Here is an 18,433-nt window from a genome sequence, read left to right as displayed (position 1 = left end):
GCGACAATGTGCAACGAGGTGACAACGCCGTGAGCGAGCGGACGCGAGCCGGCCACCGGAGCGTGGCAGGCGGCGACCGGACGCCCAACGGCCAGCGGGACAGGAGCGCCACCTCACCGTCGACGGGGAGCGGCCGAACGGTCGGGTGTGGCGACGGGCTCGACGGATGAACGGCCGGTACACCGACCGGTGGCGGGATCCCAACGAACCGTCCTGGGTGGTCGAACCGACCACCGAATGGCAACCCCAGTTCCCCGGCCAGCGCTACCCCGGTGACATCGGCGCCACCCACCAGTCCCCGCCCCCGCGCGGTCGGGCGAGCGCGGTGGGTCGTGCCGAGGTCCCCCCGCTCGCGCCGACCCGCCCGGACGGCACCTACCTCGGCCGCTCCTGGGCCGACGAACCTCCGGCCGAACCCGAGGGCCGGTGGCGGACGGACGACGAGCCGGACCAGTCCTACGGCTGGCCGCGCGGCGACGAGCGGACGCCCGACTCGTCGCGACACGGCCGCTCCGAGCCCGCGTACTACGACCATGAGCCGTACCGCCGGCCGCTCCCCGAGCCGCCCCGGCGCGAGGAGCGCCGCTCGCCCGAGTCGGACCGCCGTACCGCCTGGTCCGACCGACGCCCCGGCGACGACCGGGCACCCGGCCGGGAGGCCGCGTGGCACCGCGAGCAGCCCGCTTCCGATGGGTACGACAACCGCCGACACCGACCCGAGCCGACCGACCGGGACCGGGCGTACCCGACGTCACCGCCGGTCTCCCCCGGGCCCTACTCCCCGGCCCCCCGTGGTGACTCGGGATGGGTGTCCGAACCCGACGAGCCACCGCGCCGACGCGGCACGTCGGAGCGGCCGGCCGCCGCCCACGACCGGCAGCCCGGCGACGGGTACGGCGTCCGGCCGACCCGGAACCCCGAGAGCCGCCCGACTGACGGCTGGGCCGCCGAAGGCGCCGGCCAGTGGGCGCCCATCGACAGCCGCAACCGCTACCGGGCCGACGGCCAGCCCGACCGTCGCCCCGACGAAGCCCGCCGGTCGGATCGCTTCCCGGACGACGAGGTCCGCCGTGCGGAGCGCCGGCCCGACGACGCCCGCCGGCCGGAGCGCGGCGGTGCCGACGAGCGGTCCCGGGTGGAGGCTGGCCCCGGCGGGTCCGGCGAGTGGCAGCGCCGCCCGGACGAGATGTACGGGCCGCCCCAGACCTCCGAGGGCGGACGGCGACGCCGCCCCGAAACGGACGCGCCGCAGCAGCAGCCCCGCCGCGACGACGACCGCCGCCGTCCCGACGTCGAACCGCACCGCCAGCAACCCCGCGAGGCGGCAGCGCGCGCCGAGGCGTACCCGGACCGTCGTCCGCGCGAGACGGCCCGACCGGAGCCGTACCGCGAAGAGACCCGCCGCGACGAGGCCTACCGCGAGCCCCGCTCGGGTGGCGGCCTGCCCTGGCCGGCGCCCGGCCCGGTGCATCCGGACCGTACCCGGGAGCCGGGCTACCGGCCCGAGCCGTACCGCGACACCGAGCCGCGCGTGGGGTCGCGGCCGCCGACCGCCCCCGCACGGCCAGCGACGGAGCCTGGCCGGTACGACGAGCGGCCGGTCCGCCCCGCCGCGAGCGCGTCACCCACCTACAGTCGGGCCACCCCGGTCCCGCCCACACCCGTCTCCCCGGCCGCGCCGGGCACCGACCGGCTGCCGTCGGACCGGCCCGTCTCCCCCGCCGCCCCCGGACGGGACGCGCCCGTCTCCCCCGCCGCCCCCGGACGGGACGCACCTGTGTCCCCCGCCGCTCGCGGGCGGGACCGGCCTGTCTCCCCCGCCGCCGGGTGGGAGGAACCGCTGTCGGCGACGCCCGTCTCCCCCGCGCCCGCCGACCACGAACGGCGACCGCCCACCTCGTCCGGCCGGCCGGAGTACAACCGGCCGGAGTACGACCGGCCGGTGTCGGGCCTGCCGGTCTCGCCGGCTGTGGACGCTCCGATCTCCGGTCCACCGGCCGCGCGGCTCCGGGTGGAGTTCCTGCCCGCCCCGGTGGAACCCCCGTCGGCGGACGAACAGTCGGCGTCGCCGCCCCGGCCCGAGCAGCGACCTACCGAAGCCGCGCCGACCGCGGACGCCCGGCCCACCACCGCGCCGCGTTACCCCGGCCCGGACAGCCGCCCGCCGGTCGCGCCGCCACCGACCTGGCGGCGACCGGAACCGCCCGCCACCCCAGCGACGCCGAGGTCCTCCACACCCGACGCCGAGCCGTCACTCCCGGTCGCCCCGGGGGTGCCGCGTCGCTACGTGCCTCCGACGCCCACCGAGACGTCCGCGCCAGTTAGCCCGGAGCCGGCGGCGGCACCGGTGCGGGGGCCCGATGCCTGGTTCAGCCCCGGCACCCAACCGGTCGAGCCCGATCAGGCCGTGCCGCCGACAACCGACAAGGCGTCGACGGCCGCCGCCACGGCCGAGGACCGGGCCCTCGTCGACGTACCGGCAGGGCCACCACCCGGGACCGGGGACCCGCACGGCACGATCGCGTCGACCGAACCGCTGGTCGACCGCCCGGCCACCGACCAGCGACCCGACGCTGGCGAGGCCGTCGCGGCGTCGGTCTCCGCGCTCCCGGTCTCCGCGCCGCCGGTCTCCGCGCTCCCGGTCTCCGTGCCGCCGGTCTCCGCGCCGCCCGCCGCCGCGCGGCCCGTCTCCGCGCCGCCGATCGGGCCGGTCGACGCCGGGCGTCCATCCTGGTCCGGCGAGCTGGTCGACGACGCGACGCCCGCTGCCGAGCCGACCCCGAGCGGGATGGACCCCGTGTCCGGTCCGGCGGCGCAGTCCACTGCGGTCGCGCCGCCCGCCTGGTCGGACGACCTGGGCGACACCAGCAGCCGCGAGCCGCTGACGACCGACGGCGCAGCCGCCAGGGATCGCCGCCCGGTCTCCGGCGAGCCGTCGGAGTGGCAGAGCGAGTCCACCGCGGACGACCCCGACGAGGTGGCCGCCCGCAGAAGCACGCCGCCCGTCGACGGTGCCGCCGGCCGGGAATCGTCGGACCGGCCGTCGTCGTCGCGCGGGCCGAACGCCGCGGACCCGTCGACCGCCACGCCGGGCACCGACGCGGAGCCCGCGCCGTCGACCGAGGCGGATCGCACGACACCCGAGCCCGCAACGAAGTGGCCCGTCGACGCGGACTCCGTCGCGGCAAGCACACCGGCCACACCCGTGTCGGCACCACCGGCCACACCCGTGTCGGCACCACCGGCCACGCCCGTGTCGGCACCGCCGGCCACACCCACGACCGCCTTCGCGGCGCCCACTTCCGCACCACCCGCCGCCGCGCCTGAACCCCTTCCCGCGCCGGAGAGCACGGCAGAGGGCACGGCGGACGGCATGGTGGCGGGCGCCACCACGGCACCCTCCACATCCGATGTCGCACCGGAACCCACCTACGCGTCGCCCGCGCCCGAACCAGCCTTCGCACCGCCCGCCGTCGTCAAGCCCGTCTCCGGACCACCCGCCGCCCCCGAACCCACCACAGCACCGGCCGCCCCCGAGCCCCCTCCCCCGCCACGGGCTGCGGCGGAACCCGTGCCCGCGCCACCCGTCGCCACCGAACCGGTTACCACGCCGGCCGCCCCCGAGCCCGCCTCCGGGCCGCCAGCGGCGTCCCCGACCCCTCCCGCGCCACCCGTCACCGCAGAAGCCGCCCCCGCAGAAACCGCCCCCGCAGAAACCGCCTCCGCAGAAGCCGTGTCTGCCGTACCGGCCGTCGTCATCCCCGGGCCGCGTGACCCGTCCGAGGCAGACGCGCCCGTGTCGGCGCCGCCGGGCACGGCGACCGGGCCGGTGCGTCCGTCGCTGTCCGACGAGGGCGACCCGGAGCAGGTCCTGGCCGCCTACCGCTGGCGGCTGGACCCGGTGACCCTGCGCGAGGAGCTGACCGAGCCGGACGGCATGCGGGCCATCCGGCGGCGGCTGACCGAGAAGTTGGGTACGGCCATCGACAACCGGGCCCGCGCGCGGCTGCTCAGCCTCCGGGCGGTGGCCTCGCGGATCCTCGGCGACCTCGACGACGCGTTGGCCGACGGACGCCTCGCCGTCACGTACGCGGAGGCCACCGGTGAGCTGCGCCGGACCGCGCTCGCACAGGCGCGGCTGGCGCACGTGCTGCGGTGGCGGGGTGACTTCGCCGAGGCCGACCAGCTCTTCACCGAGGCCAACTCGGTCGAGCTGCCCGACCGGTTGCGCGCCGCCCTGCACGAGCACGCCGGACGCTGTTGTTACGACCAGGGCCGCCTGATGGAGGCCTGCCACCACTTCGAGCGGGCGCTCGATCTGCGCGGCGCGGCCGACGCCGAACTGCTGGACCGGGTGCGGGTGGCCCTCGACGCGGTCACCGTGCGAGCGGCGGACGGCTTCGGGCCGTACCCCCGGGGTCGGGACGAGGTGCTCGACCGTGACCGGCCCCCGCAGCCGGACCGCGACGGGCCGCTGTGGGGTTACACCGACCAGGCCGGGAACGTTGCCGTTCCCGCCCGGTACGCGGAGGCGCAGCCGTTCCACGACGGGCTCGCCTGGGTCCGGCGGCCGGACACCGACCGGTGGTCGCTGATCAACATGTTGGGTACGACGGTGATCCCGCCGTCGTACCGGGCGGTGCGTCCGTTCAGTGACGGTCTGGCCTGGGTGGTCACCGACGGCGGGTGGACGGCGATCGACCCGACGGGCGCGGTGCAGGTCCCGCCGAACTTCGCCGACGTACGACCGTTCCGCCGCGGACTGGCCCCGGTGAAGCGCGAGGGCTGGGGGGCGGTCGACCGGACCGGACGGATCGTGGTGCCGACCCGCTACCACGCCTTCGTCACCGAGTTGACCGACGCGGGGCCGGTCGACGGCTTCACCGAGGAGGGTCTCGCGGTCTTCGACGTGGCCGGCCGGCGCGGTGTGGTGGATCGCACAGGCACGGTGCTGGTGCCACCGTCGTACCCGGTGGTGGTCATCCACCCGGTGGCGTTCCTCGTCAGCGGCGGCGGTCGGTGGGGCGCGCTGGACCGTCGTGGCGCGTCACTGATCGACCTGGTGCATCCCGATCGCGGGGCGGTGCTGGAGGAGATCGACCGACTGTTGACCGACGCCAATCCCGTGCTCTGAGCCGCCACTCGGCGATCGTGATCCACCGGAGTTAGGGTCGGGACATGGAATTCCGACACCTGGGCCGTTCCGGCCTGATGGTCAGCGAGATCTCGTACGGCAACTGGATCACCCACGGTTCTCAGGTCGAGGAGGACGCGGCGTTCGCGTGTGTGCGGGCCGCCCTCGACGCGGGGATCACCACCTTCGACACCGCCGACGTGTACGCCGGCACCCGGGCCGAGGACGTGCTCGGCCGGGCGCTGGAGAGCGAGCGTCGCGAGGGCCTGGAGATCTTCACCAAGGTCTACTGGCCGACCGGGCCGGGTCGCAACGACCGTGGCCTGTCCCGCAAGCACATCATGGAGTCGATCAACGGCTCGCTGCGCCGGCTGCGTACCGACTACGTGGACCTCTACCAGGCCCACCGGTACGACTACAGCACGCCGCTGGAGGAGACGATGGAGGCGTTCGCCGACGTCGTGCACTCCGGCAAGGCCCACTACATCGGCGTCTCCGAGTGGACCGCCGAGCAGCTGCGCGCCGCCCACCCGCTCGCCCGGGAGCTGCACGTTCCGCTGGTCTCCAACCAACCCCAGTACTCGATGCTGTGGCGGGTCATCGAGGCCGAGGTCGTACCGGCCAGCGAGGAGCTGGGCATCGGTCAGATCGTCTGGTCGCCGATGGCGCAGGGTGTGCTCTCCGGCAAGTACCTGCCGGGGCAGCCGCCGCCCGCCGGCTCCCGCGCCACGGACGAGAAGTCGGGCGCGAACTTCATCGCCCGGTTCATGAACGACGACGTGCTCACCCGGGTGCAGCAGCTCAAGCCGCTCGCCGAGCAGGCCGGGCTGAGCATGGCCCAGCTCGCCGTGGCGTGGGTGCTGCAGAACCCGAACGTCTCGTCGGCGATCATCGGCGCGTCCCGCCCCGAGCAGGTGCACGACAACGTGAAGGCGGCCGGGGTCACGCTCGACGCCGAGCTGCTCAAGGCCATCGACGACATCGTCGAACCGGTCGTGGAGCGAGACGCGGCGAAGACCGAGTCTCCCGCACAGCGGCCCTGACGTGGGTCCGGTCCGGTCGGCGCGACAGGTTCGCGCCGACCGGACCGGTCAGCCGCACGGGCCGGGTCAGCTCAGCCGCCTCGGGCCGGGCCGGACAGCTCAGCTCTGCCAGAAACGGATCAGGTCGAGCCCGGTGGCGTACAGCCAGGACGGCAGGCCGAGCAGGTCACCGACCGCGAAGACCGCGTCGAAGAACCAGCCGCCGATGCGCGGGTTCCACAGCAGCGCGAAGAGCAGGATGAAGCCGTACGGGGCGAACAGGTCGTACATCCTGCGCCACTGTGGATTCAGCCACGGCTGGATCATGTTGCCGCCGTCCAGGCCGGGCACCGGCAGCAGGTTGAGCACGCTCGCGGTGAGTTGCAGGAACGCCAGCAGCGCCACCCCGGCCCAGAACTCGACCGGGCCGCCCGAGGTCGCGCCGAGTCGTACCGCGAGCACCAGCAGCAACGTGAACAGCACGTTTGTCGCCGGGCCGGCGAGGCTCACCAGAGTGTGCCGCAGCCGCCCCGGAATGGCGTGCCGGTCCACCCACACCGCGCCGCCGGGCAGGCCGATGCCGCCGAGCAGCACCACCACCACCGGCAGCACGATCGACAGCAGCGGGTGGGTGTACTTGAACGGGTTGAGCGTCAGGTAGCCACGGTGGGCGATGTCCCGGTCACCGGCCCGGTAGGCGACGACCGCGTGGGCGTACTCGTGCAGGCACAGCGACACCAGCCAGCCGGAGACCACGAACAGGAACACGTCGAAGCGGACGCTGCCGTAGCCGTTCCAGGCCAGCGCCCCGCTGGCCACGAAGAGCGCGACCAGGCCGAGGAAGACCGGGCTGGGCCGGAACGCCGCGCTGGGCACGCCGAGCACCAGCTTGTCGCCCGGCCGGTCGTACGCCATCACTCGGCCGTGGGCAGCAGGCTCATCCGGTACTCCACCCGGTCGTCCTCCACGAGCGCGACCGAGGTGACGCCGGACGCCGCGAGTTCACGCCAGGTCTGACCGATCCAGGATTCGGCGTCGGCCTGGCTGCCGAACGACTCCGCCGGTCCCTCGACCGTCTGGCCGTCCGTGCCCTCGTACCGCCAGCTCCACGCCATGCCGCGTCTCCCCTCGCCGCTGAAGTCCCGGTGGGACGAACCCCCGCCAGCGTAGTCGGCCCGACGCGCGACGGCCCCTCACCCGTCGCGCGAGCGCCGGGCCGGCAGGCAGAGCGACCCCGGGCGGCCTTAAGGTACGGGCATGTCCGTTGACGGGTGGAACACGGTCCTGGTGCTCGGCGGCATCCGGTCCGGCAAGTCCGAGTTCGCCGAGTCCCTGGTCGCCGACGCGCCGGTGGTCCGCTACGTCGCCACCGCGCCCGAGGGCGACCCGGAGGACACCGAGTGGGCCACCCGACTGGCGACGCACCGCGCCCGACGCCCGGGTAGCTGGACCACCGAGGAGACCGCCGGGGAGCCGCGACGGTTGGCGGACGTGCTCGCGTCCGCCGAGCCGAACGAGACGCTGCTCGTCGACGACCTGGGCGGCTGGGTGACCGTGCTGCTCGACCCGGAGCACCAGCCCGCCGACGACGTGGCCACGATCGCCGAGCTGGCCGAGGCGATCCGGGCCTGCACGGCGCGGGTGGTGCTGGTCAGCCCCGAGGTGGGACTGTCGCTGGTGCCGACGACCCCGCTGGGGCGGGCGTTCGCCGACGCGCTCGGCGCGGCGAACCGCGCGGTCGCGGACGCCTGCGACGCCGTGGTGCTGGTGCTCGCCGGCCAGCCCGCCTGGTTGAAGCCGGCAGCGGTCGTCACCTCGGCGCCGTCCACGCCGGTGGCCGCGACCGGGAGGCACGCCGTCGCCAGCGAGCTGGGCACCCCGGGCCCGGCCACTCCCAGCCTGGGTGACACCGAGCCCACGCCCGAGGTGCAGCTCCCCGAGGTGCTGACCCACACCCCACCGGTCGCGCCGAACCAGGAGCCCGGCAACCCCTGGGCCGCGCCGACGATGGCGCTGCCGATGGTGGCCACCGGACTGGTCATCCAGCCGGGCATGGAGCTGCCGATGCCCGACGAGTACGCGGGCCCGCAGGCGGTGGACCGGCTGGCCAGCCTCGACGTGCCGGGCGCCGGGCTGGGCGTCCTGGACCGGGTGGTCGGCTTCGCGGCCGCCACGCAGGGCACGTCGACCCCGTCCGCCTGGGGTTCGGTACGGGTGCTGCTGCTCAACGGCGACCACGCGGGCGGCGCGTCCGCCGGCACCGTCGCCGGCGAGTCGGCACGCCGCGCCGCGCAGGCCCGCGCCGGCCGGGGCGCGCTGGCCCGGCTGGCCGCCGAGGCGGGCGCGAGCCTCCAGGTCGTGGACACGCCGGCCGCCGCCCCGATGGAGACCCAGCCGGCGCTGGCCGGCGAGCAGGTCGAGTCGGCGCTGCGCTACGGCTGGCGGCTGGCCGAGCAGGCGGCCGACGCGGGCGTACAACTGCTGGTCCTGGGCGCCTGCGGCGCCGGCACCGAAGCGGCGGCGGCGGCCGTGCTGGCGGCCACCGCGGGCGCGGAACCGCCGTCGGTGCTGGGTCGGGTGATCACCGATTCCGGTGAGATCGACGACGCGGCCTGGATGGTCCGCTGCGCTGCCGTGCGGGACGCCCTGCACCGCACCCGCCGCTCGCCGCGCTCCGCCAAGGACGTGCTGGCCGAGTTGGGTGGCGGCGACGTGGCGGTGGCCACCGGCGTGCTGCTGGGCGCGACCGCCCGCCGGGTGCCGGTGCTGCTGGACGGGCCGGTCGGCCTGGCGGCCGGGATGATCAGCCGCGACCTGGCCGGGCAGGCCCGGCACTGGTGCCTGCTGGCCGACCACGGCCAGCACCCCGCGGTGCGGCTGGCGGCCGACGTGCTCGGCCTCACCCCCCTGCTCGACCTCCGCCTGGACCTCGGCGAGGGCGCGAACGCCCTGGTCGCGCTGCCGATGCTGCGCTCGGTGCTGGCGCTGGCCGCCGCCCTGCCGGTCCATCCGTCGCTCGGCGGCGACGCCGACCCGGACGGCACCGACGAGCCGGAGCCCGACTACGCCGACGACGAGCCGGCCTACACCGGGCCCGACTACACCGACCCGGAGTTCGTCGAGCCGGAGCCGGCCGGGCCGGGCCCCACCCGCACGGGCGGCGACGAGCAGCCGGCGTCGGGCTGGCGTGCCGGCTGAGTCGCGGTTCGTCGCGGGCGTCCGGCTCGCCGTCACCACCTTCAGCACGCTGCCGGTACGCGCCGGACGGATCGACCGCCCGGTGGCGGGTACGGCGATGGCGCTCGCCCCGGCCGTCGGCGCGCTGCTCGGCGTACTCCTGGGGGGTGTCCTGCTCCTGGCCGGCCTGCTCGCACCCCCGCTGGTCGCGGCGGGCGTGACGGTGGGGGTCGCCGCCCTGCTCACCCGGGGGCTGCACCTGGACGGGCTGGCCGACACGATGGACGCGCTCGGCTCGTACCACCGGGGCGCCGCCGCGCTGGAGATCATGAAGAAGCCGGACGTCGGACCGTTCGGTGTCGTGGCGCTGGTGGTCGTACTCCTGGTGCAGGCCGCGGCGCTCGCCGACCTGGCCGGGCGGTCGTGGCCGGCGTGCCTCGCGGCGGTGGTCGCGGCGACGGCGGCCGGCCGACTGGGCGTCACGGTGGCGTGCCGGCGGGGTGTGCCCGCCGCCCGGCCGGACGGCCTGGGCGCGCTGGTGGCCGGCACGGTCGGCCCGGCGGCCCTGACCGTGGGCGCGGTCGCCGTCGTGCTGCTGGCGGCGCCCGCGGTGCCGGGCCGCCCGTGGCAGGGGCCACTCGCCGTCGTCGCCGCGCTGGCCGTCGCCGGGGCGCTGCTGACCCACGTGGTACGCCGGCTCGGCGGGATCACCGGCGACGTGCTCGGCGCGACCGTCGAGGTGGTCACCACGCTGGTCTACCTGGGTGTGGTGCTGTCCGGCTGAAGCCGGCGCGCGCGGCCGGGTAGCGTTCGGCTCGACAGCACCGGCACGGCCACCGGGGGAACCCACATGCTCATCACGGACGACTTCCTGCCCGTACCGGTGCCGGAGTCGCTCAGCGCGACCTACCTGGTGCCGATGGCGGGGCTGCCGAAGGTCAGCGCGAAGACGGCGGTGGCGTCACTGGCCGGGCGGCTGGCCGAACCGGTGCACGGGCTCGCCACCCAGATGCTGGACAGCCCGCTGATGAGCGTGGACACCCGGCCGATCGCCGAGTTCCCCGCGCTTCCGCCGGATCTGCTCACCGCGTTCGGCGCCACGCCGGAACAGTTGGCCCGGCTGGCGGCGGCGACGCACCTGGTGGTGGTGCAGGCCGAGTACCGACCCGGTTGGCCGCCGGCACACGAGTGGGCGGCTCGGGCGGTGGCGGCGGCGGTCGCCGAGTCCGTCGACGGCGACGTGGTGGACGTCTTCGGCCTCCAGTTCCTCGACCCGGCGACCGCGCTGCGTTCCCTCCCCGACGAGCAGGGCCGGATCCGGCTCGTCGACTGGGTGCTGGTGCCGTACTCGTCGGACGCCGAGGGGTTGTGGTTCACCACGAAGGGGCTGCGTCGCTTCGGGCTGCTGGAATTGCAGACCCAGGGGGTGCCCGACCACCTCACCCGCGCCTGGGGCGCGGTGATGACCGGCGCGGCCCGTCGGCTGCTGCGGGACTGGACCGACGGCCTCAACGGCGCGGAGGTGCCCGCCTTCGTGCAGCTACCGGTGCTCGCCACGGTCACCGGGCACGACATCGCCGTCGCGTACGGCAACCCGGAGCAGCACGGCGCGACCGCCCCGGTGCTGCTGCGCCTCGAGCTGGACCCGGCGACCGACCCGGAGGCCGACTCGTTCCTGAGCCTGCGCCCACCGGCCGGGCACCCCGGCCCGGACGGTCGCTACTACGCCGCCGCCTGCGCGACCCTGTTCTCCGGCATCCAGCCGGACGTGCGCTACGCCCGCTCCGGTGACGCCATGAGCCGTGCGGTGGCCACCGCCCGCGCCGCGCTGGGTGACGCGCGGGCCCGCTTCGTCGCCGGCCGGCTGCCGACCGAGTCGCAGCTCGTCGTGAAGTACGGCCTGCCGGGCGACGACGGCCCGGAGTACGTCTGGGCGGGCGTCACCTCGTGGGAGACCCCGGAGCGGATCGTCGGCGTCAGCGCCAGCGACGCGAACACCGACGAGAGCGTCCGGATCGGCGCCCCGGTGGTCGTGGAGTCCACCGACGTCGTCGACTGGGCGGTCCTGGACGCGACCGGGGTCATCGAAGGAGGCTGGACCCAAGCCGTCCTGGACTCCGGCGAACCCCCCACCCCAACCCCCTAACCCCACCCCCCTGCCCACCCACCCCACCCACCCCACCCCACCCCACCCCACCCCCGCTCGACCTCGTTGATCAAGAGATTCGCGTCATTTTTCGGCGGGATTTTGACGCGAACCTCTTGATCAACGAGTGCGGGTGGGGCTCGTGCAGCGCGGTGGGGTGGGGTGGGGGTGGGGGTGGGGGTTTGGGTTAGTGGGTTGAGGGGGTTACGAAGGGGGGTTTGGTTACGGTCAGGGGGGCGCGGCGGCCGCGGATGTCGATCTCGACCTCGGCGCCTTCGGGGAGGTTGGCGTCCGTGTCGACCAGGGCCAGGGCGATGCCCTGCTTCCTCGTGGGGCTGAAGGTGCCGCTCGTCACCACGCCGACCTGCTGGTCGCCGACGTGCAGGGTCATCCCGGGGCGCGGGATGGCGCGGTCGACGGCCACCAGGCCACGCAGCGTACGACGAGGGCCGGCGGCCTTCTCGGCACGCAGCGCGTCACGGCCCCAGAACGCCGGCTTGTCCCAGCCGACGGCCCAACCGGAGCGGGCCTGCACCGGGGTGATGTCCAACGAGAGGTCCTGCCCGTGCAGCGGGTACCCCATCTCGGTGCGCAAGGTGTCCCGGGCGGCGAGGCCGCAGGCGCGCAGCTCGAACGCCTCGCCGGCGGCGAAGAGCGCGTCCCACACGGTCACCGCCTGCTCCGCCGGCACCACCAGCTCGTAGCCCAGCTCGCCGGTGTAGCCGGTACGGCAGACGGTCAGCTCCACGGCGGCGAGGCTGGCGGCGTCGAAGCTCATGTAGCCGTGCTCGGTGGGCAGATCGAGGGCGGCGAGCAGGTCGGCGGAGCGGGGGCCCTGCACGGCCAGCACCGCGTACGCCTCGTGCTCGTCGGTGACGGTGATCCGCTCCGGCGCGGCGGCGCGCAACCGGCGTACGACCTCGGTGGTGTTCGCGGCGTTCGGGATGAGGAAGACGTGGTCGTCGGCGTACAGGTAGGCGATGATGTCGTCCACCACGCCGCCGGTGGCGTCGTCGCAGCACAGCGTGTACTGGGCGCGGCCCGGCCCGATGCGGCCCAGGTCGTTGCTGAGGCACGAGTTGACGAACTCGGCCGCTCCGGGACCGGTCACCCGGACCTTGCCCAGGTGCGACACGTCGAAGACCCCCACCGCCGTCCGCACCGCCGTGTGCTCCTTGAGCACCCCGCCGCCGGCGTACTCCAGCGGCATCTCCCAGCCCCCGAAGGGGGCGAACTTGGCGCCGGCGGCGGTGTGCCGCTCGTGCAGCGGGGAACGTCGCAGCCGGGTCGCGGCGGCGGCGGAGGTCACGTCGGTCATGGGTGGCAACTTACCGGGGGTTACGCCGCTGGTTAGCATCGGCGGGACCCCGTTGCGTGATCGACGGGACAGCCCTGACGTCCGGCGGGTAGGTTCCGCCGGAGACCTTCACCGCTGGTACGCGACGACGCGACCGGCCCGGCCCGCCCGGAGTAGCTTCAGTGACAACCCCCCGCACGACCACCCTGAGCCTGGTCGACACCGACCCGGCGGAGCTCGCCGTCGACGCGATCGTGATCGGCGTGCACAGCCAGACCGGAGAGCAGGACGCCACCAGCGGCCTCGCCGGCACCCTGCTGCTCGGCAGCGGCGCGGAGAGCATCGCCGTCGCGTTCGACGGCAAGCTGACCGAGACGCTGGCGCTGCTCGGCGCGACCGGTGGCCCGGGCGAGGTGATCAAGCTGGCCACACTGGGTACCGTCACGGCCCCACTGGTCGTCGCGGTCGGGCTCGGCCCCGAGCCGACGGGCGCCGCCCCGGCGCCGGAGACGCTGCGCCGCGCGGCTGGCGCCGCGGTGCGGGCCCTGGCGGGCGCGCCGAAGGTGGCGCTCAGCCTGCCGTTGCCCGACGACGCGGACGCGCTGGCGGCGCTGCGCGCGGTCGCCGAGGGCGCGCTGCTCGGCGGCTATCGCTTCGCCGGTTACAAGACCCGGCCGCAGCCGGCCCGGCGGGAGCCGGTGGCCGAGGTGCTCATCGCTGTTCCGGACGCCGCCGACACGGGCGCCCAGGCGGAGATCACCCGCGCGCAGGCGGTCGCCGGCGCGGTCCGGACCAGCCGGGACTGGGTGAACACCGCCCCGAACGAGCTGCGTCCCCCGTCGTTCGCCGACGCCGTGGCCGCCGCCGCCCGGGACGCCGGCCTCGGCGTCGAGGTGCTGGACGAGGCGGCGCTGGCCGCCGGCGGGTACGGCGGCATCATCGCGGTCGGGCAGGGTTCGGAGGCCCCGCCGCGGCTGGTGAAGCTCACCTACACGCCGCAGGACGCCGGCAACGGCAAGCGGGTCGCGCTGGTCGGCAAGGGCATCACCTTCGACACCGGCGGCATCTCGATCAAGCCGGCGCAGGGCATGTGGGAGATGAAGTCCGACATGGCGGGCGCCGCCGCGGTGGGTGCGGCGATGCTGGCGATCGCCGCGTTGAAGCCGAACGTGGCGGTCAGCGCGTACCTGCCGATGGCCGAGAACATGCCGTCCGGCACCAGCTACCGGCCGGGCGACGTGATCAGCATGTTCAGCGGCAAGAAGGTGGAGGTGCTCAACACCGACGCCGAGGGCCGGATGGTGCTGGCCGACGCCATCGCCCGCGCCTGCGCCGACGGCACCGACTACCTGTTCGAGACGTCCACCCTGACCGGCGGTCAGGTGATCGCGTTGGGTAAGCGGGTCGCCGGCGTCATGGGTACTCCCGAGCTGTGCGAGCGGGTCCGCACGGTCGGCGACTCGGTCGGCGAGCCGGCCTGGCCGATGCCGCTGCCGGACGACGTACGCAAGGGCATGGACTCCGACGTGGCGGACATCTCGCAGGTCAACGCGGGGATGGACCGGGCCGGGCACATGCTGCAGGGTGGCGTGTTCCTGCGCGAGTTCGTGACCGACGACGTGGCGTGGGCGCACATCGACATCGCCGGCCCGGGCTACCACTCGGGCGAGCCGACCGGCTACTGGACCAAGGGCGGCACCGGCGTGCCGGTCCGCACCCTGGTGCAGCTCGTCGAGGACGTCGCCGCCAACGGCTGAGGTGTAAGGAAGGGCCCCCTGTTAACGCCTAGCGTCTAACAGGGGGCCCTTCCTTACATGTGCTGCTCGGGGCGGCGCTTGCGGCGCTCGTTGAAGTCGCGCATCCGCTGCGGGTAGCCCATCAGCCGGACGTCGTACACCGGGATGCCCATCCGGTACGCGAAGCGACGCGCGCCGTCCGGACCGTCGATGCGCCGGCGGGTCCACTCCCCGTCGTCGGCGATCAGGATGACGGTGGTCTCGGTGACCGTCGTCCGGGGCTCGATGAACGCCTCGACACCTCGCCGGCTCCGGATGAAGTTCTCCAGATGGGCCAGATCACCACGATCGGCCGCACGGTCGTGGCTCGCCACACGCGTCTGTTTGCGACGCCGGAACAACCCCACCGGACTTCTCCCCCACCTGACGTCATCGACAACGGTGCCAAGGGTACGTGTCGATGACGTGTCGTTGGGCACCTCACTACGCACCCTGTGCCCAGTGGTGACAAGATGACCGAGGTGGGGTGTGTCCGTGTTACACCTCCGTGACCCCCGATGCAGTGACGCGACCTGGGAGTTGGACGTGAGCGAGCCGAACGAAGCGACCTTCGACATTGTCATCCTCGGAGGTGGCAGCGGCGGCTACGCGACCGCGCTGCGCGCCGTCCAGCTGGGCCTGAAGGTCGCGCTGGTCGAGAAGGGCAAGCTCGGCGGGACCTGCCTGCACAACGGCTGCATCCCGACGAAGGCACTGCTGCACGCGGCCGAGATCGCCGACCAGACCCGCGAGTCGGAGCAGTTCGGTGTGAAGGCCGAGCTGGTCGGTATCGACATGGCGGGGGTCAACTCGTACAAGGACGGCGTGATCGCCCGCCTGTACAAGGGCCTCCAGGGCATGTTGAAGGGCAACAAGTCGATCACCATCGTCGAGGGCCACGGCAAGCTCGTCGACAAGAACGTGGTCGAGGTCGACGGCAAGCGCTACACCGGCCGCAGCATCGTGCTGGCCTCCGGCTCGTACGCGAAGAGCCTGCCCGGCCTCGAGGTCGACGGCGAGCGGATCATCACGAGCGACCACGCGCTGACCCTGGACCGGATCCCCTCGTCGGTGATCGTCCTCGGCGGTGGCGTGATCGGCGTCGAGTTCGCCAGCGTGTGGAAGTCCTTCGGTGTAGACGTGACGATCGTCGAGGCGCTGCCCCGGCTGGTCGCCGCCGAGGACGAGGAGTCGTCGAAGGCGTTGGAGCGGGCGTTCCGCAAGCGCAAGATCAACTTTAAGGTCGGCAAGCCGTTCGAGAAGGTCGAGAAGACCGACAACGGCGTCAAGCTGACCATTTCCGGCGGCGACACCGTCGAGGCCGAGCTGCTGCTGGTCGCGGTGGGTCGCGGTCCGAACACCGCGAACCTCGGGTACGAGGAGCAGGGCGTCAAGATGGACCGCGGCTACGTGCTGACCGACGAGCGGCTGCGCACCAGCGTGCCGAACGTCTACGCGGTCGGCGACATCGTGCCCGGCCTCCAGCTCGCGCACCGGGGCTTCCAGCAGGGCATCTTCGTCGCCGAGGAGATCGCCGGCCAGACCCCGGCCGTCATCGACGAGGTGGGCATCCCGCGCGTCACCTACTGCGACCCCGAGCTGGCGTCGGTGGGCCTGACCGAGGCGAAGGCCAAGGAGCAGTACGGCGCCGACAAGATCCAGTCGTACAACTACCCGCTCGGTGGCAACGGCAAGAGCCAGATCCTCAAGACCACCGGCTTCGTAAAGCTGGTCCGGGTCAACGACGGCCCCGTGGTCGGCGTCCACATGGTCGGCGCCCGGGTGGGTGAGCTGATCGGCGAGGCTCAGCTCATCTACAACTGGGAGGCCTACCCGGCGGAGGTCGCCCAGCTCGTGCACGCCCACCCGACCCAGAACGAGGCCCTGGGCGAGGCGCACCTGGCCCTCGCCGGCAAGCCGCTGCACGCGCACGCCTGACAAATCAACCGCGGCGTCCGGCGACGGGCGAAGATCCCACCAGGGGAATGAAGGAGTCTCAGAAAATGCCGGTATCGGTCACCATGCCCCGGCTCGGCGAGAGCGTCACCGAGGGCACCGTCACTCGCTGGCTCAAGCAGGAGGGCGACACGGTCGAGGTCGACGAGCCCCTGCTCGAGGTCTCGACCGACAAGGTCGACACCGAGATCCCGTCGCCCGCGGCGGGTGTGCTGAGCCGCATCGTGGTCGGCGAGGACGAGACCGCCGAGGTCGGCAGCGAGCTGGCCGTCATCGCCGGTGAGGGCGAGTCGACCGGCGGTGGCGAGGCCGCCCCGCAGGAGCAGCAGCAGGCGCCGGCCGAGTCGGTCGAGCCCGCCGCCGAGCCGACCGCCGCCGCCGAGGGCACCGCCGACCAGGTGGCGCAGGACGAGGCCCCGGCCGAGGCGCCGGCTCCGGCCGCCGCGTCGTCGGGCGAGGGCACCGCGGTCAAGATGCCGGCCCTGGGCGAGAGCGTCACCGAGGGTACGGTCACCCGCTGGCTCAAGCAGGTCGGCGACACCGTCGAGGTGGACGAGCCGCTGCTGGAGGTCTCCACCGACAAGGTCGACACGGAGATCCCGTCGCCGGTCGCCGGCACCGTGCTGGAGATCAAGGTCGCCGAGGACGAGACCGCCGCGGTCGGCGCCGACCTCGTGGTCATCGGCGTCGCCGGTGGGGCCCCGGCCCAGGCGAAGACCGAGCCGAAGCCCGAGCCGAAGGCGGAGGCCGCGCCGGCCCCCAAGGCCGAGCCGAAGCCGGCGCCGAAGGTCGAGGAGCCCACCCCGGGCATGTCGTACAACGAGCCGGCCGCCGAGGCGGAGGCGTCGGCGCAGCCGGCGAAGGCCGAGCAGGCCGCCCAGCCGTCCGCGCCGACCGCCGCGCCGCAGCGCCCGTCCGCGCCGGCTCAGGGTGGCGAGGAGGCGGCCGGGTACGTCACGCCGCTGGTCCGCAAGCTGGCCAACGAGCACGGCGTGGACCTGGCCGCGCTCAACGGCACCGGTGTGGGTGGCCGGATCCGTAAGCAGGACGTCCTCGACGCGGCCGAGAAGGCCAAGGCCGCGGCGGCCACGCCGGCTCCGGCGGCACAGCCCGCCGCCAGTGCGGCGACCCCGGCCAAGCCGGCCGCGAAGCCGCAGCCGAGCGGCAAGCGGGGCACCACCGAGAAGCTCCCCCGGATCCGCAAGGCGATCGCCAACCGGATGCAGGAGTCGCTGCACGAGATGGCGCAGCTCACCACGGTGGTCGAGGTGGACGTCACCCGGGTCGCGAAGTTGCGGGCGCAGGCGAAGGACTCGTTCGTGCAGCGGCACGGCGTCAAGCTGTCCTTCCTGCCGTTCTTCGCTCTCGCCGCCGTCGAGGCGCTGCAGACCTACCCGATCGTCAACGCCCAGTTGGACCTGGACGGCGGCACGATCACCTACCCGGCCGCGGAGCACCTCGGCATCGCCGTGGACACCGAGCGGGGCCTCGTGGTGCCGGTCATCCACAACGCCGGTGACCTCAACCTCGGTGGCATCGCGAAGCGGGTCGCCGACCTGGCCGAGCGGACCCGGACCAACAAGATCAGCCCGGACGAGATCGCCGGGGCGACCTTCACGCTCACCAACACGGGCAGCCGGGGCGCGCTCTTCGACACCCCCATCGTGCCGAAGCCGCAGTCGGCGATGCTCGGCACGGGTGCCGTGGTCAAGCGGCCGGTCGTGGTCAACGACCCGGACCTGGGCGAGGTCGTCGCGGTCCGGTCGATGGTCTACCTGGCCATGTCGTACGACCACCGACTGATCGACGGCGCCGACGCGGCCCGCTTCCTGAGCGCGGTGAAGGAGCGGCTGGAGGCCGGCAACTTCGAGTCGGAGCTGGGCCTGGCCTGATCCGTCGTAACGCCGAAAGGGGCGCCCCGGTCAT

The 18,433-nt window shown here is 74.2% G+C and carries 12 protein-coding genes; 8 read left to right on the top strand and 4 right to left on the bottom strand.

Annotated features, from left to right (window positions below; translation table 11 throughout):
• Positions 1-166 precede the first annotated feature (166 nt).
• Together AB0B55_RS05425 and AB0B55_RS05420 are read left to right on the top strand one after the other, a co-directional pair.
• Positions 167-5,134 carry a WG repeat-containing protein gene (locus AB0B55_RS05425; RefSeq protein ID WP_357170647.1) on the top strand — a complete coding sequence of 1,656 codons (4,968 nt, stop codon included), beginning with the start codon at positions 167-169 and terminating at the stop codon, positions 5,132-5,134.
• A gap of 44 nt (positions 5,135-5,178) precedes the next feature.
• Complete coding sequence (locus tag AB0B55_RS05420; protein ID WP_357126690.1) at positions 5,179-6,177, top strand: aldo/keto reductase family protein; 999 nt, start codon at positions 5,179-5,181, stop codon at positions 6,175-6,177.
• 99 nt (positions 6,178-6,276) lie between these two features.
• On the opposite strand, the gene AB0B55_RS05415 is transcribed toward AB0B55_RS05420, so the two are convergent.
• Together AB0B55_RS05415 and AB0B55_RS05410 are read right to left on the bottom strand one after the other, a co-directional pair.
• Positions 6,277-7,071 (bottom strand): site-2 protease family protein, encoded by a 795-nt coding sequence (locus AB0B55_RS05415; RefSeq protein ID WP_357126687.1) that lies wholly within the window; start codon positions 7,069-7,071, stop codon positions 6,277-6,279.
• Positions 7,071-7,271, bottom strand: coding sequence for a hypothetical protein (locus AB0B55_RS05410; RefSeq protein WP_030337978.1), 201 nt, complete (start codon positions 7,269-7,271; stop codon positions 7,071-7,073). Before AB0B55_RS05410 ends, AB0B55_RS05415 begins: the two co-directional genes overlap by 1 nt.
• A 142-nt stretch (positions 7,272-7,413) precedes the next feature.
• On the opposite strand from AB0B55_RS05410, the gene AB0B55_RS05405 reads away from it, so the two are divergent.
• The 3 genes from AB0B55_RS05405 to AB0B55_RS05395 all read left to right on the top strand — a co-directional run bounded on the left by AB0B55_RS05405 (position 7,414) and on the right by AB0B55_RS05395 (position 11,479).
• Positions 7,414-9,354: a bifunctional adenosylcobinamide kinase/adenosylcobinamide-phosphate guanylyltransferase gene (locus AB0B55_RS05405; protein ID WP_357126684.1), complete on the top strand. Its 1,941-nt coding sequence runs from the start codon at positions 7,414-7,416 to the stop codon at positions 9,352-9,354.
• Positions 9,344-10,117 carry an adenosylcobinamide-GDP ribazoletransferase gene (locus AB0B55_RS05400; RefSeq protein WP_357126681.1) on the top strand — a complete coding sequence of 258 codons (774 nt, stop codon included), beginning with the start codon at positions 9,344-9,346 and terminating at the stop codon, positions 10,115-10,117. The genes AB0B55_RS05405 and AB0B55_RS05400 overlap by 11 nt, the downstream gene beginning before the upstream one ends.
• Positions 10,118-10,183: 66 nt before the next feature.
• Positions 10,184-11,479, top strand: a complete 1,296-nt coding sequence (locus AB0B55_RS05395; protein WP_357170645.1) for a DUF2314 domain-containing protein — start codon at positions 10,184-10,186, stop codon at positions 11,477-11,479.
• A gap of 187 nt (positions 11,480-11,666) precedes the next feature.
• Here the strand turns inward: AB0B55_RS05395 and gcvT are convergent, their stop codons facing one another.
• Positions 11,667-12,797 (bottom strand): glycine cleavage system aminomethyltransferase GcvT, encoded by a 1,131-nt coding sequence (gene gcvT / locus AB0B55_RS05390; protein WP_357126675.1) that lies wholly within the window; start codon positions 12,795-12,797, stop codon positions 11,667-11,669.
• A 161-nt stretch (positions 12,798-12,958) separates the two neighbouring features.
• Between gcvT and AB0B55_RS05385 the strand changes: the two genes are divergently transcribed.
• Positions 12,959-14,533: a leucyl aminopeptidase gene (locus AB0B55_RS05385; protein ID WP_357126672.1), complete on the top strand. Its 1,575-nt coding sequence runs from the start codon at positions 12,959-12,961 to the stop codon at positions 14,531-14,533.
• 53 nt (positions 14,534-14,586) lie between these two features.
• Here the strand turns inward: AB0B55_RS05385 and AB0B55_RS05380 are convergent, their stop codons facing one another.
• A complete protein-coding gene (locus AB0B55_RS05380; RefSeq protein WP_357126669.1) occupies positions 14,587-14,919 on the bottom strand; it encodes a hypothetical protein in 333 nt (110 codons plus the stop codon).
• A gap of 178 nt (positions 14,920-15,097) precedes the next feature.
• Here AB0B55_RS05380 and lpdA point away from each other — a divergent pair, with 178 nt between their 5' ends.
• Entirely contained in the window at positions 15,098-16,489 is a 1,392-nt protein-coding gene (lpdA, locus tag AB0B55_RS05375) for a dihydrolipoyl dehydrogenase (RefSeq protein ID WP_357170643.1), read from the top strand.
• A 65-nt stretch (positions 16,490-16,554) separates the two neighbouring features.
• Positions 16,555-18,399, top strand: coding sequence for a 2-oxoglutarate dehydrogenase, E2 component, dihydrolipoamide succinyltransferase (gene sucB, locus AB0B55_RS05370; protein WP_357126663.1), 1,845 nt, complete (start codon positions 16,555-16,557; stop codon positions 18,397-18,399).
• Positions 18,400-18,433: the final 34 nt, after the last annotated feature.

Source organism: Micromonospora sp. NPDC049107 (assembly GCF_040648595.1).
Taxonomy (GTDB): Bacteria; Actinomycetota; Actinomycetes; order Mycobacteriales; family Micromonosporaceae; genus Micromonospora.
This window is presented reverse-complemented; position numbering and strand designations above follow the sequence as displayed.

Bases quoted from the DNA above. Each gene is read 5' to 3' on its own strand.
- AB0B55_RS05425 (WP_357170647.1), top strand. From the start codon at position 167: ATGAACGGCCGGTACACCGACCGGTGGCGGGATCCCAACGAACCGTCC.
- AB0B55_RS05420 (WP_357126690.1), top strand. From the start codon at position 5,179: ATGGAATTCCGACACCTGGGCCGTTCCGGCCTGATGGTCAGCGAGATC.
- AB0B55_RS05415 (WP_357126687.1), bottom strand. From the start codon at position 7,071: ATGGCGTACGACCGGCCGGGCGACAAGCTGGTGCTCGGCGTGCCCAGC.
- AB0B55_RS05410 (WP_030337978.1), bottom strand. From the start codon at position 7,271: ATGGCGTGGAGCTGGCGGTACGAGGGCACGGACGGCCAGACGGTCGAG.
- AB0B55_RS05405 (WP_357126684.1), top strand. From the start codon at position 7,414: ATGTCCGTTGACGGGTGGAACACGGTCCTGGTGCTCGGCGGCATCCGG.
- AB0B55_RS05395 (WP_357170645.1), top strand. From the start codon at position 10,184: ATGCTCATCACGGACGACTTCCTGCCCGTACCGGTGCCGGAGTCGCTC.
- gcvT (WP_357126675.1), bottom strand. From the start codon at position 12,797: ATGACCGACGTGACCTCCGCCGCCGCCGCGACCCGGCTGCGACGTTCC.
- sucB (WP_357126663.1), top strand. From the start codon at position 16,555: ATGCCGGTATCGGTCACCATGCCCCGGCTCGGCGAGAGCGTCACCGAG.